The sequence below is a fragment of the Arthrobacter sp. Y3222053 genome, from assembly GCF_059092805.1.
The window spans coordinates 221,187-245,617 of sequence record NZ_JBNHIA010000001.1; the positions used below are offsets into that span (position 1 = coordinate 221,187).

Below are 24,431 nucleotides of genomic sequence, written 5' to 3' on the forward strand. Positions count from 1 at the left end.
GAGCCACCACAGTGAACGCCCGCTTCAACCCCGGCCTGCTGATGAGGAACTACGGCATCGTGGTCTTCCTGGTCCTGATGATCGCCGTCTTCTCGCTGCTCATGCCGGACACCTTCGCCACCTCCGGCAACTTCCGGCAGATCCTCGCCGACCAGGCCGTGCCGGGCATCCTGGCCTTGGCCGTCATCCTGCCGCTCGCCGCCGGCGAATTCGACCTCTCGGTCGGCGCCAACCTGGGCATCTGCACCATCGCCGGCATCGTGCTGGCCGGTACCGGCCTGCCCCTGCCGCTGGTCCTCATCGCCACCCTGGCGCTGGGCATGCTGATCGGCGCGATCAACGCCTTCATGACCATCGTCGTCGGCGTCAACGCGTTCATTGCCACCCTGGGCATGGCCACCATCCTGGCCGGCTTCAACCTGCTGCTGACCAACTCGACGCTGATCACCCACTCCTCCGACGCGTTCTCGGCCCTGACCGGCGTCCGCCTGCCGGGCGGGCTGCAGGTGGTGGTGTTCTACTTCCTGGCCGCCGCGCTGGTGCTCTGGTTCGTCCTGGAGCGCACCCCGTTCGGGCGTTACCTGCGCGCCACCGGCATGGGCCGTGACGCCGCCGAGCTCTCCGGCGTGCGCACCAAGCGCTACCTGGCCGCCGCGTTCATCGGCGCCGGGCTGCTCGGCGGCCTCGCCGGCACCCTGCAGGCCTCCCGGGCCGGCAACGCCACGCCCGACCTCGGCCCGGAGTTCCTGCTGCCTGCCTATGCCGCCGCGTTCCTCGGGGCCACCGCCATCCGCGCCGGCTACTTCAACGTCTGGGGCACCGTGGCCGGGGTGTACCTGCTGGCCGTGGGGGCCAACGGCCTGGTGATCCTCGGCGCCAAGACGTGGGTGACGAACATCTTCAACGGTGTTGCCCTGCTCATCGCCGTCTCCGCCGCCACCCTGGTCCAGCGCCGCAAGGCGAAGGCCCGCGCCGTCCGCAAGGCCGACACCGATTCCGGTGCCGGAGCCGGAGCCGGAGCAGCCGCCGCGGCCGACCGGGAGAAGGGCGCCGCCGCGCCGGCCTGATCCGGGCGCCCGGTTCCGAAACCGCCTAGCCTCTTCTCCAACCCTGTCCGTTCCATCATCTGACCCGTTTTCGCCTCACTTCCGTCTCTTCCCTCTCTGCATTTAGGAGCAGCCATGACCCTCCTCGCCACCTCCGCCTGGCACGGCAAGATCCACACCGATGCATGGACCGCCGGGTCCGCCGGGGTCCTCGACGTCGTGGAACCCGCCACCGGCCGCATGCTGGGGTCCGTCGGCGCCGCTGACCGGTCCGACGCGCTTGCCGCAGCCACCCGGGCCGCGGCCGCCCAGCAGGCCTGGGCCAAAACCAAGCCGGAGGAACGCGCCGCCGTGCTCCGCCGCGCCGGCGCCCTGTTCGAGGAACATGCCGGAGAGATCCAGGACTGGATCATCCGGGAGACCGGGTCCATTGCCGCCAAGGCAGCCCTGGAGACCCACATTGCTGCGAACGAGTGCTACGAGGCCGCGGCCCTCCCGGCCCACCCGGCCGGCGACGTACTGACCAGCAACGAAGACCGCTGGTCCTTCGCACGCCGCCGCGCCGCCGGCGTCGTCTCGGTGATCTCCCCGTTCAACTTCCCCCTGATCCTCTCGATCCGCTCCGTTGCCCCGACCCTGGCCCTCGGCAACGCCGTGCTGCTGAAGCCGGACCCCCGGACCAGCATCTCCGGCGGCGTGTCCATCATGCGCGTCTTCGAGCTGGCCGGCCTTCCGGCCGGCGTGCTGCAGCTGCTGCCCGGCGGCGCCGAAGTGGGCCAGGCGGTGGTGGAGGCGCCGGAGGTGCGCATCGTCTCCTTCACCGGCTCGACGGCGGCCGGCCGCAAGGTCGGCGAGACCGCCGGACGGCTGCTCAAGCGGGCCCACCTCGAGCTCGGCGGCAACAACGCCCTGATCGTGCTGCCCGGCGCCGACCTGGACCTCGCAGCCTCGGCCGGGGCCTTCGGTTCCTTCATGCACCAGGGACAGATCTGCATGACCACCGGCCGGCACATCGTGCACGAATCCCTGCTTCAGGAGTACGTCGACCGGCTGGCGGAGAAGGCCGCCGCGCTGCCGGTCGGGGACCCGAGCACCGGGCAGGTGGCGCTGGGACCGATCATCGACGAGCGCCAGCGCGACAACATCGACCGGCTCGTGCGTGCGGCGAAGGACGACGGCGCGCAGGTGGCCGCCGGCGGCACCTATGAGGGCCTCTTCTACCGGCCGACCGTGCTCACCGGCCTGACGCCCGGGAACCCGGCGTGGACGGAGGAGATCTTCGGCCCGGTGGCGCCCGTGCTGGGCTTCTCCACCATCGACGAGGCGGTCCAGCTGGCGAACGCCTCGGAGTACGGGCTCTCCCTGGGCGTGCTGGGCGAGGTCGGGCTGGCCATGGAAGTCGCGGACCGGGTCAATACCGGCAAGGTCCACATCAACGAACAGACCGTGTCCGACGAGGCGAATTCGCCGTTCGGCGGCATGGGCGCCTCGGGAACCGGCTCCCGCTTCGGCGGCGCGGCCGCGAACATCGAGGCGTTCACCGAGACGCAGTGGCTGACCATGCGTCCCGAGATCGCCCGCTACCCCTTCTAGCGAAAAGCCTGGGTCCGGGAGCGCCGCGCGGGGTCGGCGCGCCCCGGGCCCGTCCGGGCCCGGGCCTCGGTCAGCGGGCGGGTTGATCCGCCCGGACGGGGTGGCCGGAGATGATGGAGATCCGGTTGAAGGCATTCATCGTCACCGCAGCCCAGCTGATAGCCGAAAACTGTTCATCGGTCAGGCCGCTGCGCAGCAGGGTGAAGGCCCCCTCCCGTTCCGCCTTGGGCGGCAGGTCGGTGATCGCCTCCGCCAGGGCCAGGGCAGCCCGCTCGGTGTCCGAAAAGACCTCGGTGTCGCACCAGGCGGGCAGGACAGCCAGCCGGCGCGGCTCCTCCCCGGCCTCCAGCGCCTGCCGCGTGTGCAGGTCCAAGCAATACGCGCAGCCGTTCAGCTGGGAGATCCGCAGGTTCACCAGTTCCATCAGCCGGCGGTCCAGCCCGGCGTCGGCCGCCGCCTCACGGACCTGCGCCGCGGTCGCGGCGAGCGCCCGGTAGGCCTCGCGGTGCTGCTTGTCCAGATAGATCCGCCGGTTCATGCTGCTCCTTCCGTCTGCTTCCATCCTGACCCTAGGCCCAGGCCACCACCACCCGGGCGGCCTGGTCCGGCACCGTCACGTCCAGGCCGGTCAGTTCGCGGAAGCGGCGCAGCCGGTTCAGGATCGTGTTGCGGTGGCAGTAGAGGTCCGCCGCGGTCTGGCTGACCGAACCGGTGGCCAGGTACAGCTCCACGGTCTCCTTCAGGCGCTCCCGCTCGCTCAGCCGGCTCTGCCCCAGGGCATCATCCAGCGGACCGCGCAGGTCGACGCCCGCATCCAGCAGCAGGTGGCTGGCCAGGCGCACCCATCCCCCCGAGAGGCTGACCGGCCCCCGGTCCCGTTCGTCAAGCAGACCGGACAGGCGCCCCGCCGCCGCGGCAGCGCCGGGCACCGCCCGCAGGCCCGCCACCCGCGGCACCAGCCCGCACGGCAGGCGTTCCAGCCCGGGCAGCAGGCGGCCGGCCCCCGGGCCGGTCGGCGGGACCCAGAAAGCTGTCAGGAACTGCCCCTGCTGATGGGTAAACACGTCGCGCTCCGCGGCCCGGGCGGCGTCGACGGCGGCCCGCAGCGCGGCTGCGACCGGCGCTGCGGCGGTGACGACGGTAAAGGTGTCCTGTGCCCGCACGCCCAGGGCCTGCGCAATCGCGGCCAGTCCCTCCTCCGAGGGGGCCGCGTCGAACAGCCGGTCGATAAAGCCGCGGCGCACATCGGCCTCCTCCCGGGCCATGGCGATCCGCTCGGCCGAATAGCTGAGATAGGTCTGCGTGGCGAAGTCGTCCACCACCTGCCAGACCCGCTCCACCCGGCGGGTGAGCAGATCCGCGTCCTGCGGGGAGGAGATCTCCAGGAGGGCGTTCCAGATGATCCCGAAGTCCAGCCGCACCGCCGCCGTCAGCGAATCCGGCGGAACCCGCTGGCGGGCACGCCGGGACCCAAGTTCCCGTGCCAGGTCCAGCAGTTCGGGTGCTGGCGAGCCGGTGGCCAGGCTGCTGAGCAGGCCTCGGAAAGTCTGGACCGCGGTGGCCCGGACCTCATCGGAACGGGCGAGGTCGGCGTAGTCCTCGATGCTGCCCAACTGTCCGAGGAAGCGTTCGGTGAGCAGGTCCGACCGCCCGCTGAGCAGGACCAGCAGCTGCCGCCACCGTTCCTGCTCCTCCGGATTAAGCGAAGTGTGCATATGCACACCCTATTCGCCCGTTTCCGTGTTGTTTTACTCGGGAAACTGCGGTTTTTCACTGACAGGATGAAAGCAGTCCCGGCGCGCTGTGATGCGCGCCACCCTGCGACCTTGGAGTTCCCCGATGGCCCAGCCAAGCACCGCCGGCCCGGCACCCGCCGCGCCGGCGAAGATCAGCGAGAAGACCGCGGGACAGGTGGCCTTCGCCGCCCTCGTCGGCACCGCCCTGGAGTGGTACGACTTCTTCCTGTTCACCACCGCTTCGGCCCTGGTGTTCAACGTGCAGTACTTCATCTCCGAGGACCCGGTCCAGGCCACCCTGTACTCGTTCGGCACCCTCGCCGTCGGCTTCGTCGCCCGACCCATCGGCGGGGTCATCTGCGGCATGCTCGGTGACAAGTTCGGGCGCAAGAAGATCTTGATGATCACCATCGTCGGCATCGGCGTGGTGACCGGCCTCATCGGCCTGCTGCCCACCTATGCCAGCATCGGCGTCGCCGCTCCCGTGCTGCTGATCGTCCTGCGCATCCTGCAGGGGCTGGCCGTGGGCGGTGAATGGTCCGGCGCCGTGACCATCGCCGTGGAGAACGCCCCGCCCGCCAAGCGTGCCCGCTACGCCGCCATGCCGCAGATCGGCTCGCCCATCGGCACCCTGCTCTCCTCCGGCGGCTTCTTCCTCGTCGCCGCCCTGATCAGTGAGGACAACTTCGACTCCTGGGGCTGGCGCATTCCGTTCCTGGCCGCCATTCCGCTGCTGCTGGTGGCCCTGTGGATCCGCAGCCGGCTCAGCGAGTCCCCCGAATTCGAGGCGCTGATGGCCAGCGGCGAAACCGAGCACGCGCCGGTGCGCCGCACCTTCCTGGAGTCCTGGCGGCAGATCCTCATCGGCATGGCCTCCACCCTGCTGGGCGTGGGCGGCTTCTACCTCGTCACCACCTTCTCGGTGTACTACGGCACCTCCATCCTCGGCCTGCCGCAGGCCCTGATGCTGCTGGCCACCCTGGTGGCAGCCGCCGTCGAAATCCCCATCCTGGTCTGGGGCGGCCGGCTCGGCGAGAAGTTCGGCGCCAGCAAGGTGATCCTCTGGGGCGGCGTCGCCGCCGTCCTCGCGGCTTTCCCGGTGTTCCTCGCCGTGCAGAGCGGAGAACCGATCCTCGTGGTGCTCGGCGTGACCGTGGGCGTGGCCTGCCTGTCGCTGCCGTACGCCGTGTCCGGCACCGCGCTCACCGGCCTGTTCCCCGCCAAGACCCGCTACACCGGCGTCGCGATCGCCTCCAACGCCGCCAGCGTGATCAGCGGCTTCGTGCCCATGGCCGCCACCGCCCTGCTCGCCGCGGCCTCCAACTCCATCGTGCCGATCGCCCTGCTGCTGATGGTGATCGCCGGCTTCACGGCGGTCTCCGGCCTGCTGATTCCGCGCTGGTCGGTGGTGGAGAAGGGCCTGCTGCGGTGAGCAGCGCAGCAGGCACGGTCAGCGCCGGGCACCTGCTGGTCGCCCAGCTGGAGGCCGCCGGCATCCCCCGCATCTACGCGGTGCCCGGGGAAAGCTACCTGGACGTGCTCGACGGCCTGCACTCCTCCCCCATCCGCACGGTGGTGGCCCGCCACGAGGGCGGGGCCGGCTTCATGGCCCTGGCCGAGGGCCGGCTCACCGACCGGCCGGGCGTCGCCATGGTCACCCGCGGCCCCGGCGCGGCCAACGCGTTCATCGCCGTGCACACCGCCTATCAGGACGCGACGCCGCTGGTGCTGTTCATCGGACTGGTTCCGGTGGCGGACCGTGGCCGGGAGTCCTTCCAGGAGTTCGATCCGGCCGCCTGGTTCGGCAGCACCGCAAAGAAGGTGCTGGTGCTGGAGGACCCGGCCGCGACGGCACGGATCGTCGACGCGGCGCTGCACACGGCGGCGTCGGGCCGGCCCGGGCCGGTCGTCGTCGGACTGCCGGAGGACCTGCTGGTGCGGCAGGTTCCGGCGGCCACCGTCCCGCCCCGGCCGGTGGCCGCCCCGGCACCCGACGACGCCGCCCTGGCCCGGCTGGCCGACCTGCTGGCCGCCTCCCGCCGGCCCCTGCTGGTGGCCGGCGGCGAGGGCTGGACGGCGCAGGCCGCGGACGCCGTCGCCGGCTGGGCCGCGGCCCGAGGGATCCCGGTGGCCACGGACTTCCGCGCCTTCGACTCCGTGCCCCACGCCAGCGAGGCCTACGTGGGCGGGCTCGGCTACGGGCGCGCCGAGTCCACCGCAGCCTGCCTGGCGCGCGCCGACCTGCTGCTGTTCGTCGGCTGCGTCCGCTCCGACGTGCTCTCCGACGGATACCGGCTGGGCGGCTCGGCGGTGACCGCCGTCGTGAACCCCGATCCGGAACTGCTCGGCCACGACGGCCGGGTGGACCTGCAGCTCATCGCCGGCCCGGCAGCCTTCGCGGCCGCGCTGCCGCGGCTGGACGCCCTGCCCGGCGCCGCGCCCGCCCACGAGGAGGGCTGGCTCAAATCCGCCCGCGCCGCCTGGGAAACCGCACGCATCCCGGCACCCGACGCGGTCAGCGGCGTCGACCTGGGCCTGGCCATGGCCGCGGTCGAGGCACGGAAGGAGCCGGACGCGATCCTCACCTTCGGAGCCGGCAACCACACCGGCTGGGCCGGCCGGTTCCTCAGCCTGAACGGACCGGATTCGCTGGTCGCCCCGCGCAACGGCGCGATGGGCGCCGGGATCCCCGCCGCCGTCGCCGCCTCCCTGGCCTATCCGGAGCGGCAGGTGATCTCAGTAGCCGGGGACGGCTGCTTCCTGATGAACGCCCAGGAGATCGCCACCGCCGTCGCCGCCGGCGCCAGGTTCACCGCCATCGTGGTGGACAACGCCGGCTACGGCACCATCAAGGGCCACCAGGAGCAGTCCTATCCGGGCCGGCCCTCCGGCACCGACCTGGTGAACCCCGACTTCGCCGCCTGGGCACAGTCCTTCGGCGGCTACGGCGAGCGCGTGGAACACACCGAAGACTTCGCCGCCGCCTTCGAACGCGCGGCGGCCAGCGGCCGCCCGGCGGTGCTGCACGTGCTGCAGGACCCGGCGGTCCGCGCCCCGCTCAGCCGGAGCATCCCCGAGGAAAGGCCCCTGTGAAACTCGACCTGCTGATCCGCAACGCCCGCATCATCACCATGGACACGGCACGGCCCGCAGCGTCCGCCGTCGGCGTCCTGAACGGGCGGATCGTGGGGCTCGACGACGACGTCGCGCACCTGCCCGCCGCCGAGACGGTCGACCTGGGCGGGGCGGTGATGACGCCGGGCTTCAACGACACGCACTGCCACACCACCTGGTTCGGGCTGGGCCTGGCCGAAACTGATGTGTCCGGCGCCGCCGACATGGAGGAGCTGTACACCCTGCTCGAAACGGCCGCGGCGCAGCCTGACACCACCGGCACCGGCTGGGTGATGGGCACCGGGTTCAACCAGGTGGACCACGGCGGCCGGTTCCCCGACATCCGGGTGCTGGACCGGATCTGCGCCGGCCGGCCGCTGTACCTGCGGCACAACTCCGGACACATGGCGGTGGCCAACACCGCCGCGCTGCGGCTGGCCGGCGTGGATGCCCCGGACTTCCCGGATCCCGCGGGCGGGCGGGTGGTCCGCCACCCCGACGGCACGCCCACCGGGCTGCTGCAGGAGACCGCGCAGCGGCTGGTCCAGGACCTGGTGCAGCCCTACTCCCTCACCGCCATCGAGGCGGCCCTGGACCGCGGCACCGCCTGCTACGCCCGCGAAGGCATCACCAGCTTCACGGAGGCCGGGATCGGCGGCGGCTGGATCGGCCACTCCCCGCTGGAGCTGGCCGCCTACACGGCCGCGCTGCGGGGCGGCCGGCTGCATGCCCGTGCCCAGGTCATGCCCGCCATCGACGCGCTGCACGGACTCACCGGCCACGCCGACGACGACGCCGGGCTGGGCCTGGACCTGGGCATCGTCACCGGGTTTGGCTGCGACCGGCTGTCCCTGGGCCCGGCGAAGGTCTTCACCGACGGATCGCTGATCAGCGAGACCGCCGCGGTGGCCGAACCGTACTGCGGGCACGACCACGGCACGAACACCGGCTACTTCCAAGACGACCCGGAGCAGATGCGCTCCCGGATCCTCGCCGCCTACCGTTCCGGCTGGTCCATCGCCGCCCACGCCATCGGGGACCGCGCCGTCGACTTCGCCCTGGACGTGCTCATCGAATGCCAGCACACCTACGGACGGCGGGCGGTGCCCAACCGCATCGAACACGCCTCCATCACCCGGGACGAGCACCTGCCGAAGCTGGCGGCGGCCGGGATCGCGGTCACTCCGCAGGCCGGGTTCTTCGCCACCCTCGGCGACGCCATGACCGCATCCCTGGGGCCCGAGCGGGTGCGGCTGGCCTACCGTGGACGGTCCTTCGTGGACGCCGGCGTGCTGCTGGCGGGCAGCTCGGACCGCCCGGTGGCGGACGGCAACGTGATGCGCTGCCTGCAGGCCTTCGTGGACCGGCGCAGCGGAAGCGGCGAAGTCTTCGGCGGACCGGGGGAAGGCCTCACCCCGTACCAGGCGCTGGCCGCCTACACGGTCAACGCCGCGGAAGCCACCGGACGGCGGGGCAGCCTCGGCAGCATCACTCCCGGCCTCCTGGCGGACTTCGCCGTGCTCTCCGATTCGCCCCTGGACGTGCCCACGGACGAGATCGGCGACATTCAGGTCCGCGCCACCCTCGTGGGCGGCGAATTCACCCACAATGCCCTCTGATCCCTTCCCCCGACAGGAGAACCGCCGTGCCCGGCCACGCCCCCACTGATGAGTTGTTCCTCGCCCATTTCGCCGTGCTCAGCCGCTTCGGCGCCACCGAACGCGGCGGAGTGGACCGCCAGGCCGGCACGCCGGCCGACGGCGAGCAGCGCCGCTGGCTCGCGCAGCTGCTTTCCGATGAAGGCTTCGAGGTGCAGTACGACCGCGTCGGCAATCAGTTCGCTCTGCTTGAGCTGGTACCCGGCGCCCCCTACGTCCTGACCGGCTCGCACCTGGATTCGCAGCCCACCGCCGGCCGGTTCGACGGCGTGTACGGCGTGCTCGCCTCGGCCCACGCCTGCCTGCGGCTCGCCGGGGAGTTCACCGCCGCCGGCACCCGGCCGCGGTTCAACCTCGCCGTGGTGAACTGGTTCAACGAGGAGGGCTCCCGGTTCAAGCCGTCCATGTTGGGCAGCAGCGTCTTCACCGGCAAGCTGGACGCCGGGACGGCGCTGGCCGTGCGGGACGCACAGGGGATCACGGTGCGCGAGGCCCTGGAGTCCATCGGCTGCCTGGGCGACGGCCCGGGCCCGACGGCGGCCTTCTGCGCGGAGATCCATATCGAGCAGGGCCGCAGCCTGGAACGGGACGGCATCACGATCGGCCTGGTGGACTCCAACTGGGCGGTGAACAAGTACGAGTTCGTGGTGCACGGCGAGCAGGCGCACACGGGTTCCACGGTGATCGCGGACCGGCGCGATGCCCTGCTGGGTGCCTCGATGCTGGTGGTGGCCGCACGGGAGGCGGCGGACCGCTTCCCCGGCGAGGTCATCACCTCCGTGGGCCAGCTGAGCGTGTACCCCAACTCCCCGGTGGTGGTGCCCAGCCGCGTGGAGCTGGTGCTGGACCTGCGCAGCGCGCAGATGCCGCTGCTGGCCGAGGCCGACGCCTGGCTGCATGAGCGGATCGCCGCGATCGAGGCGGCCGCGTCGGTCAGGATCGAGCAGCGCGTATCGCACGGCTGGCCCGTCACCCCCTACCAGCCGGAGGGTGTGGAACTGGCGGCGAAGGCGGCGGCGGACCTGGGCCTGCCGGCCCGCCCGGTGAGCACCCTGGCCGGGCACGACTCCACGAACCTGAAGGATGTGGTGCCCACGGTCATGCTGTTCGTGCCCAGTGTCGAGGGGATCTCCCACAACGAACGCGAGCTGACCAGCGACGCCGATATGCTGGCCGGCGTCGCCGTGCTGACCGAAGTGGTGCGCCGCCTCGCGCTGGGGGCCCTCGCGGAGTAGACCGGGGCGCGGGCCGCCGCCTATCCTTCCGGCATGCCCAAGACCATCTACTACGTGGCGTGCTCGCTGGACGGGTTTATCGCCACCGATGATGACAGCCTTGACTGGCTGCTCTCGTTCGGTTTCGAAGCCTTCCAACAGGAATATGACCGGTTCCTGTCCAGTGTCGGGGCGCTGGTGATGGGCTCGGGCACCTACGAGTGGCTCCGCCGCGAGGAACCGGACACCTGGGCCTACGGCTCGCTGCCCTGCTGGGTGCTGACCAGCCATGACCTCGCTCCGCCCCCGGGCGCTCCGGTCCGGTTTGCGGCCGGCGACGTGCGGGAGATCGCCGGGGCGGCCGGGGACGCGGCGCAGGGCGGCAACGTCTGGGTGGTCGGCGGCGGCAACGTCGCGGCCCAGTTCCAGGACGCGGGCCTGCTGGATGAGCTGCGTGTCGCCTACATGCCGGTGGCGCTGGGCAGCGGCCGTCGGCTGCTGCCCGTCGCCGGCCCAACGGAGCGGTTCACCCTGGCGGCCACCACTGCCTTCGACGGCGGCGCCGTCGAGCTGCGCTACATCCGGGCGGACCGTTGGCAGGCGCCCTCCCCGGCCGCCGAACGCACCGAATAACCGCTGCATATACCTGTAGGATTTACGCCAGCGCAAGTTTCGATTACCACTGACAGGCGGCCGGTGAATGGGTCCTGATATTCGTGCACGCAACAACGTAAGAATCCTCGGGCGGGAAGACGGGCCGACAGTGATGTTCGGGCACGGTTTCGGCTGTGACCAGGGCATGTGGCAGCGGGTGCTGCCGCGCTTCATCGACGATTACCGCGTCGTGGTCTTTGACTACGTCGGGTCGGGGAATTCGGACCTGGATGCCTATGATTCGGCGCGTTATTCCGCCCTGGACGGCTATGTCGAAGACGTGCTGGACATCTGCGACCTGCTGGGCGGCGGCCCGGTGACTTTCGTGGGCCACAGCGTCAGCGCGATGGTGGCGGTTGCCGCGGCAGCCAAAGATCCCTCCCGTTTTGAGCGCATTATCCTGCTGGCGCCCTCGCCGAGCTATCTGGATTATCCCGCGGACGGTTATCGGGGCGGTTTCTCGCAGGCGGACCTCGATGAATTGCTGGTTGCCCTCGATTCCAATTACTTTGTCTGGGCAAACTCCATGGCCCCGATGATCATGGGTAATCCCTCCCAGCCGGAGCTGCACAGCGAACTCGCCGGAAGCTTCTGCCGGGTCAACCCCACCGTGGCGCGTGACTTCGCCCGGGTCGCCTTCCTTTCCGATGTGCGCCACCTGCTGTCGGATGTCAAGGTGCCCGCGCTGATCCTCCAGGCGTCGAACGACGCGCTGGTGCCCCCGCACATCGGCTCCTACCTGCTCGAGCGCCTGCCCGAAGGCACCCTCCGGGTGATGCAGGCCGAGGGCCACCTGCCGCACGTCAGCGCGCCGGCGGAAACGGCGGACCTCATCCTCGGCTACCTGCGGCAGCCGGCCTGACCCTCCCGCCGCTCCGCCCCGCCCGTCCACGCACCGAAAGAGGCCCGTGTCCCACGACCCCGCCCGCGCCGACGTCGACTACGCCGCGTTGTTCCACGACGCGCCGTCCGGATACCTGGTCACCAGGACCGACGGCACCATCGTTGAAGCCAACGCCACCCTGCTGGCCTGGCTGGGCCGGCGCCGCCACGAGGTGATCGGCTCCAGCCTGCTGGACCTGCTCCCGGTGGGCGACCGCATCGTCTACACCACCCATGCCCTCTCCCAGCTGGGGCTCATGGGCGCGTTCGCGGAACTGGCCGTGGACCTGCGCGGCGCCGACGGCGCCCGGCTTCCGGCGCTGCTCTCGGGCACCCGGGCCGCGGGCACGGGCGGGCTGCCCGACCTGGACCGGATCATCGTCTTCAACGCCCACGAACGCCGGCTCTACGAGCGGGAGCTGGTGGCCGCGCTGCGCAAGGCGGAGGAGGCCGAAGCGGCGCGGGCCGCCGCCGAGGCCAGCAGCCGGCGCAAGGAGACCCTCCTGGAATCAGTGCTGAACACCGTGGAGGTGGGCGTTACCGTGGTGGACGCCGAGGGCAACACCGTGCTGACCAACGCCCGCCAGCGCGCGAACTTCAAACGTGCGGTTCCGGCCGGCATGGAACGGCCGGACGAGTGCCAGCTGCTGCTCTTCGGCCCCGACCGGGTGACGCCGCTGCCCACCGACATGCGCCCGATCCGGCGGGTGACCATGGGCCAGTCCTACTCCGATGAACTGGTCTGGGTGGGCACCGGGGAAGGGCAGCGGGCGCTGTCCACGACGGCGCGGCCCATCCGCGGCGACGATGAGTCCTTCACCGGATCGGTGATCGCCTTCAGCGACGTCACCGACCTGGTCAGCGCCATCTCCGCCAAGGACGACTTCGTAGCCAACGTCAGCCACGAGCTGCGCACCCCGCTGACCTCGATCATGGGCTATCTGGACCTCGCCCTTGAAGAGGAGGAGGAGCTGCCGGCCCATGTGGCGTCCGCCCTTCGGGTCGCGCTGCGCAACTCTGAGAAGCTGTTGCAGCTGGTCTCGGACCTGCTGACGGCAGCGGCGGGGCAGACCAGCATGGAGCCGGTCCGGACGGACCTGGCGGAGATCATCCGTGCCGCCATGACGTCGGTGGCTCCGCGCGCCGAGGCCAACGGGGTGGAGCTGGCCGTCGAAATGCCGGAGCGGCTGCCCGCCGTGGTGGACGGGCAGCGGATCAGCCAGGTCCTGGACAACCTGCTCTCCAACGCGGTCAAGTACTCGCCCGACGGCGGGCGCACCACCGTTCGGGCCCGCCGGGAGGACGGCGCGGTCCGGATCGAGGTCGAGGACTCGGGCATCGGCATGACCGAATCGGAGCAGTCCGAGGTGTTCACCAAGTTCTTCCGCTCCGTGAGTGCACGCCGCGCCGCGATTCCCGGCGTCGGGCTCGGCCTGGCGATCAGCCGCAACATCGTCGAGGCCCACGGCGGAACCATCACGCTGCGCAGCGAATCCGGGCGCGGTACCTGCTTCACGGTCCTGCTGCCGGTCGACTGAGGCCGGCAGCCGTTCGGCCCGGTGATCCGGACGCATTTCGTCCGCCGGTCACGGGGCCATCACGATTCCCCGGCCGATTTTGTCCCTGTCTGCGCAGCGTGCAAATATCCAAAGCAGGAAGACCGCGCTGCGGCCCGCGGAGAATCCGGGCCCGGCAGCGCCCAGGGCGCCCCGGGGCGCAGGAACGGAAAACAGGTGGCATGAACCGGACTGCCCGGAAGGTCGTCAAGAGGGTCGGCTCCTTCTCCGCCGTGGGCGCGGTCGCCTTCGTCGTCGACGTCGGGCTGTTCAACCTGCTCAACCAGACCGTGCTGCAGGGGAATCCAGTGACCGCGAAGGTCATTTCCGTGGCCGTGGCCACCGCGGTGTCCTGGCTCGGCAGCCGCTACCTGACCTTCCGGCACACCCGCGGGCGCAGCCTGCGCAGCGAGACGCTTCTTTTCGCCCTGACCAACGCCGTCGGCCTGCTCATCGCAGCGGGATGCCTGGTGGTCTCGAACTACGTCCTTGGGCTGACCGGCCCGGTGGCGGACAACATCTCCGGCAACGTGGTGGGCGTGGCCCTGGGCAACGTGTTCCGCTACTTCGCCTACCGCTACATCGTGTTCAACGCCCCGCGCGGTTCCGACGCCAACACTGAAGCCGGCACCGAAGCCGACACAGGCACCGACGACCGCACGGCCGCCTCCTCCGGCAGCTAATCCACCGGAGGAGGCGGGACACAGTGCAGGGAGCCGGCTCGGATCAGCGACTGCCCGGGCGGCGGATCAGCTTCTTGTTCACGAACTCGTCCATGCCGTACCGGCCCAGCTCCCGGCCGACGCCGGAGCGCTTCACACCGCCGAACGGCAGGTCCTCCTGAGTTCCGGCCACACCGTTGATCCACACCATTCCGGTGTCGAGCCGGTCGGCGACGGCGAGCGCGCGGTCCTCATCGGTGCTCCAGACGGCGCCGCCGAGCCCGTACGGGGAGTTGTTGGCCAGCTCCACCGCTTCGTCCTCGTCAGCGACCTTGTAGACCATTGCCACGGGGCCGAACAGCTCCTCGGAGAAGGCCCGCATCTCAGGGGTGATGCCGGTCAGCAGGGTCGGGGCCACGTAGGCGCCGGGGCCGTCCAGCAGGCCGCCGCCGATGTGCAGCTGCGCACCCTTGTCCACCGCATCGCGGATCTGCTCCACGAGCCCGTCGGCGGCGGCCTGTGAGGACAGCGGACCGAAACGGGTGCCCGGATCGCGCGGATCGCCGGGCTGGATGCGGGCCAGCTTCCCGGCCATCTTCGCCACGAACTCCTCGTAGAGCTCCTCCATCACGATGAACCGCTTGGGCGAGTTGCAGGCCTGCCCGGAGTTGCCCATCCGGCCCGCGACGGCGGCCTTGACCACGCCGTCGAGGTCGGCGGTGTCCAGGACGATGAAGGGATCGGAGCCGCCCAGCTCCAGCACCACCTTCTTCAGGTGCCGGCCGGCAACTTCGGCGACGGCGGAGCCGGCGCGTTCGGATCCGGTGAGGGAGACGCCCTGGATCCGGGGGTCGGCGATGATGTCGGCCGCCTGGGCGTTGGTGGCGAAGACGTTGACGTACGCGCCCTCCGGCAGCCCGGCTTCCCGGAAGATCGCCTCCATGGCCAGCGCGGACTGCGGGCAGTTGTTGGCGTGCTTGAGCACCACCGTGTTGCCCAGCATCAGGTTCGGGCCGGCGAACCGGGCCACCTGGTAGTAGGGGTAGTTCCACGGCATGATGCCCAGCAGCGCGCCGACCGGCTCGGTCCGGACGACGGCGGTGCCGCCGCCCTTGGGGTCCAGCTGCTCGTCGGCCATGAACCCGGGGCCCTCGGCGGCGTAGTAGTCGTAGATGTCGGCCACCAGGGCGACCTCGCCGCGGCCCTGGGCCACCGGCTTGCCCATCTCGAGGGCAATCAGGTCAGCCAGCTCGCCGGCCCGCTCCCGGTAGAGTTCCGCGACGCGGGAGAGAACCTTGGACCGGGTTTCCACCGGTTCGCGCCGCCAGCCGGCGAAGGCTTCGTGGGCGGCGGCGACGGCCTGCCCGATCTGTTCGTCGGTGGCTTCGGGAAACTCCCGGACGGTCTCGCCTGTGGCGGGGTTCACTGTCTTGTACACGCTCATGCGGCTTTACGTTACCTTTCCTGTGATCCGGGTCGCATCCCGGCCGGAGCGGCGGCGGGCACCCCCGGCGCCGGGAGGGGCTCATGCTCGGCGTCCAGGTCGACGGCGGGCGGCGGGCGGCGGAAGCCGCGGGTCAGGACCAGCAGGTAGGCGGCGCCGGCGGCGAGCCAGGCCAGGCCGGCCATCAGGGCGGCGCCGGACAGGCTGAACCACAGCCAGACCGTGAGCAGGAAGCCGATGGCTGGAACCAGTCCGTAGCGCAGCAGGTCCGGCAGGGACGGCGTGCGGCCGGCCAGGAAGTGCTTGGCCGCGCCAAGGTTGACCAGCGAGAACGCGGCCAGGGCGCCGAAGCTGACCACCGACGCGACGGTCTCCAGGTCCGCGGCCAGCGCCAGCAGGGCCACCGCGCTGACCACGAGGACGGCGCCCACCGGTGACCGGAACCGGGCGCTGACCCGGCCGAACACCCGGCGCGGCAGCACGCCGTCGCGCCCCATCGCGAACAGGATCCGGGCCACGGAGGCCTGCGAGGCCATGGCCGAGGCGGTGGACCCGGCGATGTAGGCGGCCAGGAAGAGGGCCACCAGGGCCTGCCCGCCGACACTGTCCATGATCTCGACGGCGGCGGCGTCCGGATCGGTCAGCGACTGCCAGTCGGGAAAGGCCAAGTGGCTCACCCAGGACACCAGGATGAAGGCGGCGCCGCCGATCAGGGTGGTGAGGATGATGGCCCGCGGAACGGTGCGGCGCGGATCCTTCGCCTCCTCGGACATGGTGGACACGGCGTCGAACCCCAGGAACGACAGGCAGAGGATCGCCGCGCCGGACATGATCAGCGGCAGCGACATATCCGGGGAGGCGAACGGTTCGAGCAGCGACTGTCCCCCGCGCACGCGGGTCAGGGCCAGCGCCGCGAACACGACGACGAACACCGCCTGGGCGCCCACGAGAACCAGGTTGGCGCTGCGCACCACGGTGATGCCGACGACGTTCAGCACCGTGACCAGGGCGATCGCGGCCAGCGTGAACGCCCAGGTGGGCACGGCGGGGAACTGGGCGTTGAGGTACAGCCCGATCAGCAGATAGTTCAGCATCGGCAGCAGCAGGTAGTCCAGCATCACGGTCCAGCCGGTCAGGAAGCCGACGTGCCGGCCGAAGATCCGCTGGGTGAAGCTGTAGGCGGAGCCCGCCGACGGGATGACGCGCACCAGGAACGCGTAGCTGAACGCGGTGAAGAGCATGGCCGCCAGCGTCACCGCGTAGGCCGCGGACAAATGGCCCTCGGTGATGGTGGTGACCAGGCCGTAGGTGGTGAAGATCGTCATCGGCACCATGTACGCCAGGCCGAAGACCACCAGCGACGGGGTGCCCATGACCCGCTTCAGCCGGGCGGGTGCCGGGGCGGAGAGTGGGGCGGCGGAGGTTGCTGGGGGCTCGGTCATATCGGCTCCGGTCTCGTGGGGTGCGGCCTTGCGGGGGGATGCCTCTCGGGACCTCGGCCCGATGAAGATAAGCGCCGACGCTACAGAGGCGTGTCGGCCGCGGACAAGACCGGCTTTCCGCCGGTTTGAACAACGTCCGGGATGAATCATCCAAGGAATTCCCCTGCACCGCGTGGCTAGACTCCTCGGATACCGGAAGGAGCAGTACGTGCAGAACGCGCCAATGCATGACGTGGTGGTGGTCGGCGCCGGCCTGGCCGGGCTGTCCGCCGCCCGTCAGCTGACCGCCAAGGGCCTGGACGTCCTGGTGCTGGAGGCCCGGGATCGGGTGGCCGGCCGCAACGAGGGCGCCGTCCTCCGCAACGGGGTTCCGGTGGAGCTGGGCGGCCAGTGGGTCGGCCCGGGCCAGGACGCGGTGCTTGCGCTGATCGCCGAGCTTGGCCTCCAGACCTTCCAGGTGTACGACGCCGGCCGGTCCGTGCTCCGGATGGACGGAAGGCTCACCTATGCGGAGGGCGGAGCGTTCGGGCTGCCGGAGGCGGCGCTGGCCGAGTTCAACCGGGTGCAGGAGCTCATTGACGACCTCGCCGCCCAGGTGGACCTGGCGGATCCCGGGGCCGGGCCGGATGCCGCCGGATGGGACCGGGTCACCGCCGATGCCTGGCTGCGGGAGAACGTCCGCGACGAGACCGCCCGGCGGTTCTACGACGTCATGCTGGCCACCATCTTCGCCGCCGACACCTGCGAGTTCTCGCTGCTGCACCTGCTGTTCTATGTCCGCTCCGGCGGCGGGCTGGTCCGGCTGATGTCCACCATCGGCGGGGCGCAGGATTCCCGGGTGCTGGGCGGCACGCATCGGATCTCCGAGGCCATGGCCGCGCAGCTGGGCTCCCGCGTGCGGCTGAGCTGCCCCGTCCGGCATCTGGAGCAGGAGGAGGACGGGGTGCGCGTGCACTTCGACGGCGGCGTTGTCCGCGCCCGTCGGGTGATCGTCGCGCTGCCCCCGGTGCTTGCCGGGCGGCTGCGGTACAGCCCGCCGCTGCCCGCGAACCGGGACAGCCTCACCCAGCAGATGCCCGCCGGCACCGTGATCAAATTCCAGGTGGCCTACGAGCGGGCCTTCTGGCGGGACGCCGGTCTCAGCGGCACCGCACTGAACCTGGACGGCCACGTGGGCCTGGTCTACGACAACTGCCCGCCGGACGCGTCCTGCGGGGTGCTGGTGGCGTTCATTGAAGGCGCCCACGCCCGCGACGCCGCGGACCTGACGCCCGGGCAGCGCCGCGAGCTGGTCCTGGCGGAGCTGGCGGTGCTCTTCGGGCCGGAGGCTGCCGAACCGCTGGACTTCCTGGAACGGAACTGGAGCGAGGAGGAGTACACCCGGGGCTGCTACGGCGGCCGCCTGGGCACCGGGTTGTGGAAGCGCCTGGGACGGTCGCTGCGTGAGCCGGTGGGGCGCCTCCACTGGGCGGGAGCCGAAACCGCGGAGGTGTGGAACGGCTACATGGACGGCGCCGTCACCTCCGGCCGCCGTGCCGCCGCCGAGGCCGCCGCTGCCCTGGCCGCCGAGTCGTCCGACTCCGGCGCCGCCGCCCTGGCCGCTGGGTCCGCCGCCGGCGCCGTGGCCGCCGGTGTCAGCACCGTCTCCGGCACCGGGAGCGCCTGATGGACGCAGTCCGCCCGCTGGAGGGCATCCTCGTCGCCGACTTCTCCCGGGTGCTTGCCGGCCCGCTGGCGACCATGACCCTCGCCGACCTCGGGGCACGTGTGATCAAGGTGGAGCGGCCCGGCACCGGCGATGACACCCGCAGCTGGGGCCCGCCCTACTCGCCCACCGGCGCCACGTACTACGAGTCCGTGAACCGGAACAAGGAATCGGTCTGCCTGGACCTGTCCGATCCGCAGGACCGCGGACTGGCCCGTGCCCTGGCCCGGCGCGCGGACGTGCTGGTGGAGAACTTCAAGCCCGGCGGCCTGGACCGGCTCGGCCTGGGCTGGGAGGAGCTCTCGGCCGAGAATCCGGGCCTGATCTACGCCTCGATCAGCGGTTTCGGCAGCGGCGGCGGTGCGGACCTGCCCGGCTACGACTTCGTGGTCCAGGCCCTGGGCGGACTGATGAGCATCACCGGGGACGCCGACGGCGGGCCGATGAAGGCCGGCGTCGCCCTGGTGGATGTGCTGACCGCCAAGGACACCGCCATCGCCGTCCTCGCCGCCCTGGCGAACCGGCAGCGCACGGGACGCGGCGCCCGGCTGGAGCTGAACCTGCTCTCCAGCCTGCAGGGCGCGCTGGCCAACCAGGGCCAGGCCTGGCTCGGAGCGGGCAAGGTGCCGCACCGGATGGGCAACGCGCATCCCTCGATCGTGCCGTACCAGCTGCTCGACTGCGCCGACGGTCCGCTGGCCGTCGCCTGCGGCAACGACGGCCAGTTCGCCCGGCTGGCGGCCGCCCTCGGCATGCCGGAGGCGGCGCGGGATGAGCGCTTTGCGACCAACGACGCGCGGGTGGCGCACCGGGACGAACTCATTCCGCTGCTGGAGCGCGCGCTGGCCGCCGACGGCGCGGCCGCCTGGCAGAAGAAGCTCACCGATGCGGGCGTTCCCGCCGGACAGGTGGCCGGCATCGACGAGGGCCTCGCCTTTGCCGAGACGCTGGGCCTGGAACCGACCATCGACGTGCACGACGCCGCAGGCACCGCCGTCGGCCGCCAGATCCGGCATCCGGCCACCTGGACTCCCCCGCTCACGCCGCGCACCGGCGCCCCGCCGCAGCTGGGCGAGCACAGCGAGGCGCTGCGCGCCTGGCTGCGGCGTCCCGAAGGCTAGCTGCCGGCCGGCTGCGCGGGAACCGAGCGCAGGGCCAGCCACAGGCTGGCGGCGACGTCCGGGTCGTCCAGGTCGGCGTCGAGCAGCCGGCCGGCGACGCCGATCCGGTGCCGCAGCGAATTGCGGTGCACGCCCAGTTCGCGGCTGGCCGGCTCCCACTGCCCGCGGTGGCGCAGATAGGCGCGGACGGTGCCGGCCAGGTCCGCCCGGTCGTAGGCCTGCAGCGCGGCGACCCACTGGCTCACCCGGGGATCCAGCAGTCCGGCGCTCATGGCCAGCGTGCCGGGCGCCGCGGCGCCGGCCGCCGCGCAGGTCGCGGCCAGCTGGTCCGCTGCACGGTCCAGGGGCACGGCCTCGCTGAGCGCGCCGGCCCACTCGGCGACGTCGGCCGCCGCAGCGAGGGGCGTACCTGCGGCGTGGGTGGCACCCGCCGCGATGAGGTGAACACCGTCGCTGCAGGCGTCGGCCGGCAGCAGCAGGCAGGCGAGGCCGGAGTCGAGGTAGCGGAACCTGGCCCGGGCGACTGCCGGGCCGAGCGCCGGCCACGGCGTTCCGGTGCCCGGCGGCACGGTCAGCCCGGCGGCGATGCGGGCGAGGTCCGCCGCGGCGGGCAGCGCCTCCGTTCCGGCCGGCGGGCGCAGGACCAGCACGCGGACCTGTTCGGCCAGCGGCGCCCGGCCCAGCTCGGCGGCCAGGGTCCGGGCCGCCACCGGGTGGGCGCGGAGCACCAGTTTCGCCACGGCGGCGTCGAGCACGGCTTCGGTGTCCGCCGCGTGCTGCTCCTGCTGCTCCCGCAGCGACAGCAGCACGCACACGGTGAGGATCACCTGCCGGTCCGCGCGGGTGAGCTTGCGGCCTGCGCCGATCGCCAAGAAACCGACCAGGCGCCGGCCCAGCAGGATCGGATGCTCCACCACGTCGGTGCCGTGCAGCTGGAAAGTGGCGGCGGAGTGCGTGGCCGCGGTGTTCAGCCGGGAGGTCTCTTCACGCAGCCGGGGCACCAGGGCCGAGGCGGACTGCGGCCAGCAGGTGACCTTCCCGCCGTCGGCCGGCAGATACGCCGCCCACCCGCCCAGCGCCTGGGCGAGGGCCTTCAGCACCGACGCCCGCGCATCCGGGCGGGTGGCGGCCCGGGCCAGCGCCGTCTGGGTACCGAGGCTGGCCGTCAGGTCCGCCTGTCCGGTGCGGGCCACAAGATCCCAGTAGGCGCGGGAGATGTTGCGGAACGGCACGCCGTCCGGCACCACCAGAAGTGCGAGGTCCGCCTCGGCGCAGGCGTCGGCGAGCGCCGTCGGCACCGTGTCCAGCCCGGCACCGAGGCCCAGCCCGAGGGCGGCGACTCCGCCGGCGGCGAGCCGGCGCACATACCCGGCGGTCGCCTCGGCGCTGCCTGCCACCGGGATGCCGGTGCTGAGCAGCAGTTCCCCGCCCTCCAGGTACGGCAGCGGATCCGGCAGCTCGGAGATGTGGACGCCGCTGAGCTGGCGGCGCGGGACGCGGGTCCCGTCGAACGGCTGGAGGTCCGCCCCCACCTGCCCGCAGAGCTGGGCGAGACTGATCATTGTTCCTCCCTTGGAAGCCGCCGAACGCCGGGGCGTTCGTTGGATGAATTATCCCCGGCGGCTCCCCTGCGGGGCCATCCTGACCAGTGTTGTTACGCGGGCTGCTGGCTAGCGTGAACCCATGACGACGACGCTGCCCCAGACCCGCCATCTCGCCACGGCCGTTCCCGGCCCGCGGTCCGCCGAGCTGCACGCCCGCCGGCAGCAGGAGGTGACCGCCGGCTTCGGGGTGACCCTGCCGGTCTTCATCGACCGCGCCGACGGGGGAATCCTGCAGGATGTGGACGGCAACCGCCTCATCGACTTCGCGTCCGGCATCGCCGTGACCAGCGTCGGCGCGGCCAACCCCGCCGTGCGCGAGCGGGTCGCCGCGCAGCTGGAGCGTTTTACGCACACCTGCTTCATGGTCACCGAATACAGCGCCTTCACCGAGGTCTGCGCCTGGCTGAACCGGCACGTGCCGGGCGACTTCGAGAAACGCACCGCCCTGTTTTCCACCGGGGCGGAGGCGGTGGAGAACGCGGTGAAGATCGCCCGCGCCGCCACCGGACGGCCGCGGGTGCTGGTGTTCGACGACGCCTATCACGGCCGCTCCCTGCTCACCATGGCGATGACCGCCAAGGAGAACCCGTACCGGCTCAATTTCGGGCCCTTCCCCGCCACGGTGCACCGGGCGCCGACCGCCGCACCGCTGAACCGCGGCGGAACGCCCCGGACGGCCGAGGAGGCGCTGACCGGAGTCGAGGCCGTCCTGGCCGAGCACGGGCCGGAATCCTTCGCGGCCATGGTCATCGAACCGATCCAGGGCGAGGGCGGGTTTATCGTGCCGGCCCCGGGCTTCCTCGCCGGGCTGCGCCGGATCGCGGACCGGCACGGCATCGTGCTGGTGATGGATGAAATCCAGGCCGGCATGGGCCGCACCGGCACCCTGTTCGCCAGCGAGCATGAGGGCGTGGCCGGGGACCTGACCCTCACCGCGAAGGCCCTCGCAGGCGGCCTGCCGCTCAGCGCGGTGACCGGCCGGACGGAGCTGATGGACGCCGTGCATGCCGGCGGGCTGGGCGGCACGTATGCCGGCAACCCGCTCGCCTGCGAGGCCGCCCTGGCTGTCTTCGACCAGTTTGAGGACGGCACCCTGCTGGCGAACGCCCGCGCCATCGAGCAGGCCGTCCGCGCGGTGCTGGAACCACTGCAGGCCGAGGTGCCCGCCGTGGCGGAGATCCGCGGCCGCGGAGCCATGCTCGCCCTGGAGTTCGCCGACCCGCAGACGCTGGAACCCCGCCCGGACCTGGCCCGCGAAACCGCGGCCGCCTGCCACGCCCAGGGCGTGCTGGTGCTGGTCTGCGGCACCTACGGCAACGTCATCCGGCTCCTGCCGCCGCTGGTGATCGGCGAGGAGCTGCTTCGGGACGGACTCCAGGTGCTCGCCGGCGCCATCCGCACCGTCGCCGGCGCACCGGCAGCGGCTACGGTGGCTCCATGAGCCAGGACACGCAGCACGCCCGGACCGCAGCCGATCCCAGCTTCAATCCGCGCACCGGCGAACAGCACGGCGCCGTCGCGCACACTGCTCCGGATGACGTCGAGGCCCTGCTCACCGCCGCTGCCGCGGCAGCCGGCGCCGTCGCCGCCGTCGCCCCCGCGGAACGGCAGCGCTGGCTGAACGCCGTCGCGGACGCCCTCGAAGCCTCCGCCGATGACCTGGCCGCCCTCGCCGATGAGGAAACCGGACTCGGGCTGCCCCGGCTGGCCGGCGAGGTGGCCGGCGCGGCGGCCAGCGCCCGTTTCTACGGGCGGGTGGCCGCCGAAGGAAGCTGGCTCGGCGCGGCCCGGGACAGCACTCCGGCCGGCACGCTGGTGCGCTTCAAGGTGCCCCTCGGGCCCGTGGCGGTTTTCGGGGCCAGCAACTTTCCCTTCGGCTTCGGCGTCTTCGGCCATGACACCGCCTCCGCCCTCGCGGCCGGCTGCCCGGTGGTCGCCAAGGCCCACCCGGCCCACCCGCGCCTGAGCGTGCAGATCGCCGAGCTGGCGGCCGCCGCCCTGGCCGAAGCGGGCGCGCCGCAGGGTGTGTTCGGCCTCGTCACCGGGTTCGACGCCGGGCTGCAGGCGGTGGATTCCCCGCTGATCCGCGCGGTGGCCTTCACCGGCAGCCAGGCCGGCGGCATGGCCCTGGTGCAGCGCGCCGCCGGCCGCGGCGTCCCCGTATTCGCCGAGATGGGCACCGTCAACCCGGTGCTGGTCACCCCCGCCGCAGCTGCTGACGAGGCAGCCGTCCGCGACCTCGCCGCCGGCTTCACCGGCTCCTTCACCCTGGGCGCCGGCCAGTTCTGCACCAAGCCGGGGCTCCTGCTGGCTCCCGCCGGAGCCGGCCTGCCCGAGGCCGTGCGCCGCGTGATGGCCGACGTCGTGCCCGCCCCGCTGCTGACCGCCGGCATCGCCGGCAGCTACCGCACCGGCCTTGCCGCCCTCACCGAGGCAGCCGGCGCTCCGGCGCCGCCGACCGACGCCGGGACGGCGGCCGGCTGGCAGGCCGCCCCCGAGCTGATCGAGGTCCGCCCGGAGCAGCTGGTGCCCGGCTCCAGGCTCCTTGAGGAGTGCTTCGGGCCCGTGGCCCTGATCTGCGAATACGAGGATTTCAGCCAAGCCCTGGTGCTGGCCGCAGCGCTGCAGCCCTCCCTCGCCGCCTCCGTCTTTTCCGGCGGAGACGACGACGCCGACGCTGCAGCAGCCGTCACCGCCCTGGTTCCCCGGGTGGGCCGCGTGGCGGTGAACGCCTGGCCCACCGGCGTCGCGAACACCTGGGCGCAGCAGCACGGCGGCCCGTGGCCGGCGACCTCGCGGCCGGAGGCGACCAGCGTCGGCGCCGGCGCGCTGGAACGGTTCGTGCGGCCGGTAGCGGTGCAGAACGCACCGGATGCAGTGCTGCCGCCTCCCGTCGCGCCGGACAACCCGTGGGGCATTCCCCAGCGGATCGACGGCGCCCGCCCCGGTCCCGGTCCGGGCTGACCGCCGTTTCCATCAAACCCCGACTCCACCCAACGA

At 71.9% G+C, this 24,431-nt stretch carries 19 protein-coding genes; 14 read left to right on the forward strand and 5 right to left on the reverse strand.

Going from position 1 to position 24,431, the window contains the following annotated elements:
- Positions 1-11: 11 nt before the first annotated feature.
- Together AC5RUW_RS01050 and AC5RUW_RS01055 are read left to right on the forward strand one after the other, a co-directional pair.
- Positions 12-1,067: an ABC transporter permease gene (locus AC5RUW_RS01050; RefSeq protein WP_494158971.1), complete on the forward strand. Its 1,056-nt coding sequence runs from the start codon at positions 12-14 to the stop codon at positions 1,065-1,067.
- A gap of 114 nt (positions 1,068-1,181) precedes the next feature.
- On the forward strand, positions 1,182-2,639 hold the full coding sequence (locus AC5RUW_RS01055; RefSeq protein WP_494158972.1) for a benzaldehyde dehydrogenase: 1,458 nt from the start codon (positions 1,182-1,184) through the stop codon (positions 2,637-2,639).
- Positions 2,640-2,709: 70 nt separating this feature from the next.
- Here the strand turns inward: AC5RUW_RS01055 and AC5RUW_RS01060 are convergent, their stop codons facing one another.
- Positions 2,710-3,177, reverse strand: a complete 468-nt coding sequence (locus AC5RUW_RS01060) for a carboxymuconolactone decarboxylase family protein (protein ID WP_494158973.1) — start codon at positions 3,175-3,177, stop codon at positions 2,710-2,712.
- 31 nt (positions 3,178-3,208) lie between these two features.
- Entirely contained in the window at positions 3,209-4,354 is a 1,146-nt protein-coding gene (locus tag AC5RUW_RS01065; RefSeq protein WP_494158974.1) for a helix-turn-helix domain-containing protein, read from the reverse strand.
- A gap of 124 nt (positions 4,355-4,478) precedes the next feature.
- On the opposite strand from AC5RUW_RS01065, the gene AC5RUW_RS01070 reads away from it, so the two are divergent.
- From AC5RUW_RS01070 to AC5RUW_RS01105, 8 genes are all read left to right on the forward strand, one after another.
- Positions 4,479-5,807, forward strand: a complete 1,329-nt coding sequence (locus AC5RUW_RS01070) for an MFS transporter (RefSeq protein ID WP_494158975.1) — start codon at positions 4,479-4,481, stop codon at positions 5,805-5,807.
- The gene (locus AC5RUW_RS01075; RefSeq protein WP_494158976.1) at positions 5,804-7,468 is read left to right on the forward strand and encodes a thiamine pyrophosphate-dependent enzyme; all 1,665 of its coding nucleotides are present in this window, start codon (positions 5,804-5,806) and stop codon (positions 7,466-7,468) included. Before AC5RUW_RS01070 ends, AC5RUW_RS01075 begins: the two co-directional genes overlap by 4 nt.
- The gene (locus tag AC5RUW_RS01080; RefSeq protein WP_494158977.1) at positions 7,465-9,108 is read left to right on the forward strand and encodes an amidohydrolase; all 1,644 of its coding nucleotides are present in this window, start codon (positions 7,465-7,467) and stop codon (positions 9,106-9,108) included. The genes AC5RUW_RS01075 and AC5RUW_RS01080 overlap by 4 nt, the downstream gene beginning before the upstream one ends.
- A gap of 26 nt (positions 9,109-9,134) precedes the next feature.
- Positions 9,135-10,382 carry a M20 family metallo-hydrolase gene (locus AC5RUW_RS01085; protein ID WP_494158978.1) on the forward strand — a complete coding sequence of 416 codons (1,248 nt, stop codon included), beginning with the start codon at positions 9,135-9,137 and terminating at the stop codon, positions 10,380-10,382.
- Positions 10,383-10,415: 33 nt separating this feature from the next.
- Positions 10,416-10,994 carry a dihydrofolate reductase family protein gene (locus AC5RUW_RS01090; RefSeq protein ID WP_494158979.1) on the forward strand — a complete coding sequence of 193 codons (579 nt, stop codon included), beginning with the start codon at positions 10,416-10,418 and terminating at the stop codon, positions 10,992-10,994.
- 133 nt (positions 10,995-11,127) lie between these two features.
- Complete coding sequence (locus AC5RUW_RS01095) at positions 11,128-11,877, forward strand: alpha/beta fold hydrolase (protein WP_494159542.1); 750 nt, start codon at positions 11,128-11,130, stop codon at positions 11,875-11,877.
- 46 nt (positions 11,878-11,923) lie between these two features.
- Entirely contained in the window at positions 11,924-13,435 is a 1,512-nt protein-coding gene (locus tag AC5RUW_RS01100; RefSeq protein WP_494158980.1) for a sensor histidine kinase, read from the forward strand.
- 200 nt (positions 13,436-13,635) lie between these two features.
- Positions 13,636-14,136: a GtrA family protein gene (locus AC5RUW_RS01105; RefSeq protein WP_494158981.1), complete on the forward strand. Its 501-nt coding sequence runs from the start codon at positions 13,636-13,638 to the stop codon at positions 14,134-14,136.
- Positions 14,137-14,179: 43 nt separating this feature from the next.
- On the opposite strand, the gene AC5RUW_RS01110 is transcribed toward AC5RUW_RS01105, so the two are convergent.
- Together AC5RUW_RS01110 and AC5RUW_RS01115 are read right to left on the reverse strand one after the other, a co-directional pair.
- Complete coding sequence (locus AC5RUW_RS01110; protein ID WP_494158982.1) at positions 14,180-15,559, reverse strand: NAD-dependent succinate-semialdehyde dehydrogenase; 1,380 nt, start codon at positions 15,557-15,559, stop codon at positions 14,180-14,182.
- Between the two features lie 11 nt (positions 15,560-15,570).
- The gene (locus AC5RUW_RS01115) at positions 15,571-17,001 is read right to left on the reverse strand and encodes an APC family permease (RefSeq protein ID WP_494158983.1); all 1,431 of its coding nucleotides are present in this window, start codon (positions 16,999-17,001) and stop codon (positions 15,571-15,573) included.
- A 208-nt stretch (positions 17,002-17,209) separates the two neighbouring features.
- Between AC5RUW_RS01115 and AC5RUW_RS01120 the strand changes: the two genes are divergently transcribed.
- Positions 17,210-18,667 (forward strand): flavin monoamine oxidase family protein, encoded by a 1,458-nt coding sequence (locus AC5RUW_RS01120; RefSeq protein WP_494158984.1) that lies wholly within the window; start codon positions 17,210-17,212, stop codon positions 18,665-18,667.
- Positions 18,667-19,827, forward strand: coding sequence for a CaiB/BaiF CoA transferase family protein (locus tag AC5RUW_RS01125; RefSeq protein WP_494158985.1), 1,161 nt, complete (start codon positions 18,667-18,669; stop codon positions 19,825-19,827). Before AC5RUW_RS01120 ends, AC5RUW_RS01125 begins: the two co-directional genes overlap by 1 nt.
- Here the strand turns inward: AC5RUW_RS01125 and AC5RUW_RS01130 are convergent.
- Positions 19,824-21,389, reverse strand: a complete 1,566-nt coding sequence (locus AC5RUW_RS01130; RefSeq protein ID WP_494158986.1) for a PucR family transcriptional regulator — start codon at positions 21,387-21,389, stop codon at positions 19,824-19,826. The genes AC5RUW_RS01125 and AC5RUW_RS01130 overlap by 4 nt on opposite strands.
- 121 nt (positions 21,390-21,510) lie before the next feature.
- On the opposite strand from AC5RUW_RS01130, the gene gabT reads away from it, so the two are divergent.
- Together gabT and AC5RUW_RS01140 are read left to right on the forward strand one after the other, a co-directional pair.
- The gene (gene gabT, locus AC5RUW_RS01135) at positions 21,511-22,872 is read left to right on the forward strand and encodes a 4-aminobutyrate--2-oxoglutarate transaminase (RefSeq protein WP_494158987.1); all 1,362 of its coding nucleotides are present in this window, start codon (positions 21,511-21,513) and stop codon (positions 22,870-22,872) included.
- A complete protein-coding gene (locus AC5RUW_RS01140) occupies positions 22,869-24,395 on the forward strand; it encodes an aldehyde dehydrogenase family protein (RefSeq protein ID WP_494158988.1) in 1,527 nt (508 codons plus the stop codon). The genes gabT and AC5RUW_RS01140 overlap by 4 nt, the downstream gene beginning before the upstream one ends.
- Positions 24,396-24,431: the final 36 nt, after the last annotated feature.

What these genes read in the sequence shown, in the direction of transcription:
- AC5RUW_RS01065 (WP_494158974.1), bottom strand. Translation starts at nt 4,354, where the DNA reads ATGCACACTTCGCTTAATCCGGAGGAGCAGGAACGGTGGCGGCAGCTG.
- AC5RUW_RS01070 (WP_494158975.1), top strand. Translation starts at nt 4,479, where the DNA reads ATGGCCCAGCCAAGCACCGCCGGCCCGGCACCCGCCGCGCCGGCGAAG.
- AC5RUW_RS01115 (WP_494158983.1), bottom strand. Translation starts at nt 17,001, where the DNA reads ATGACCGAGCCCCCAGCAACCTCCGCCGCCCCACTCTCCGCCCCGGCA.
- AC5RUW_RS01055 (WP_494158972.1), top strand. Translation starts at nt 1,182, where the DNA reads ATGACCCTCCTCGCCACCTCCGCCTGGCACGGCAAGATCCACACCGAT.
- gabT (WP_494158987.1), top strand. Translation starts at nt 21,511, where the DNA reads ATGACGACGACGCTGCCCCAGACCCGCCATCTCGCCACGGCCGTTCCC.
- AC5RUW_RS01105 (WP_494158981.1), top strand. Translation starts at nt 13,636, where the DNA reads ATGAACCGGACTGCCCGGAAGGTCGTCAAGAGGGTCGGCTCCTTCTCC.
- AC5RUW_RS01095 (WP_494159542.1), top strand. Translation starts at nt 11,128, where the DNA reads ATGTTCGGGCACGGTTTCGGCTGTGACCAGGGCATGTGGCAGCGGGTG.
- AC5RUW_RS01125 (WP_494158985.1), top strand. Translation starts at nt 18,667, where the DNA reads ATGGACGCAGTCCGCCCGCTGGAGGGCATCCTCGTCGCCGACTTCTCC.
- AC5RUW_RS01140 (WP_494158988.1), top strand. Translation starts at nt 22,869, where the DNA reads ATGAGCCAGGACACGCAGCACGCCCGGACCGCAGCCGATCCCAGCTTC.
- AC5RUW_RS01090 (WP_494158979.1), top strand. Translation starts at nt 10,416, where the DNA reads ATGCCCAAGACCATCTACTACGTGGCGTGCTCGCTGGACGGGTTTATC.
- AC5RUW_RS01060 (WP_494158973.1), bottom strand. Translation starts at nt 3,177, where the DNA reads ATGAACCGGCGGATCTATCTGGACAAGCAGCACCGCGAGGCCTACCGG.
- AC5RUW_RS01130 (WP_494158986.1), bottom strand. Translation starts at nt 21,389, where the DNA reads ATGATCAGTCTCGCCCAGCTCTGCGGGCAGGTGGGGGCGGACCTCCAG.
- AC5RUW_RS01110 (WP_494158982.1), bottom strand. Translation starts at nt 15,559, where the DNA reads ATGAGCGTGTACAAGACAGTGAACCCCGCCACAGGCGAGACCGTCCGG.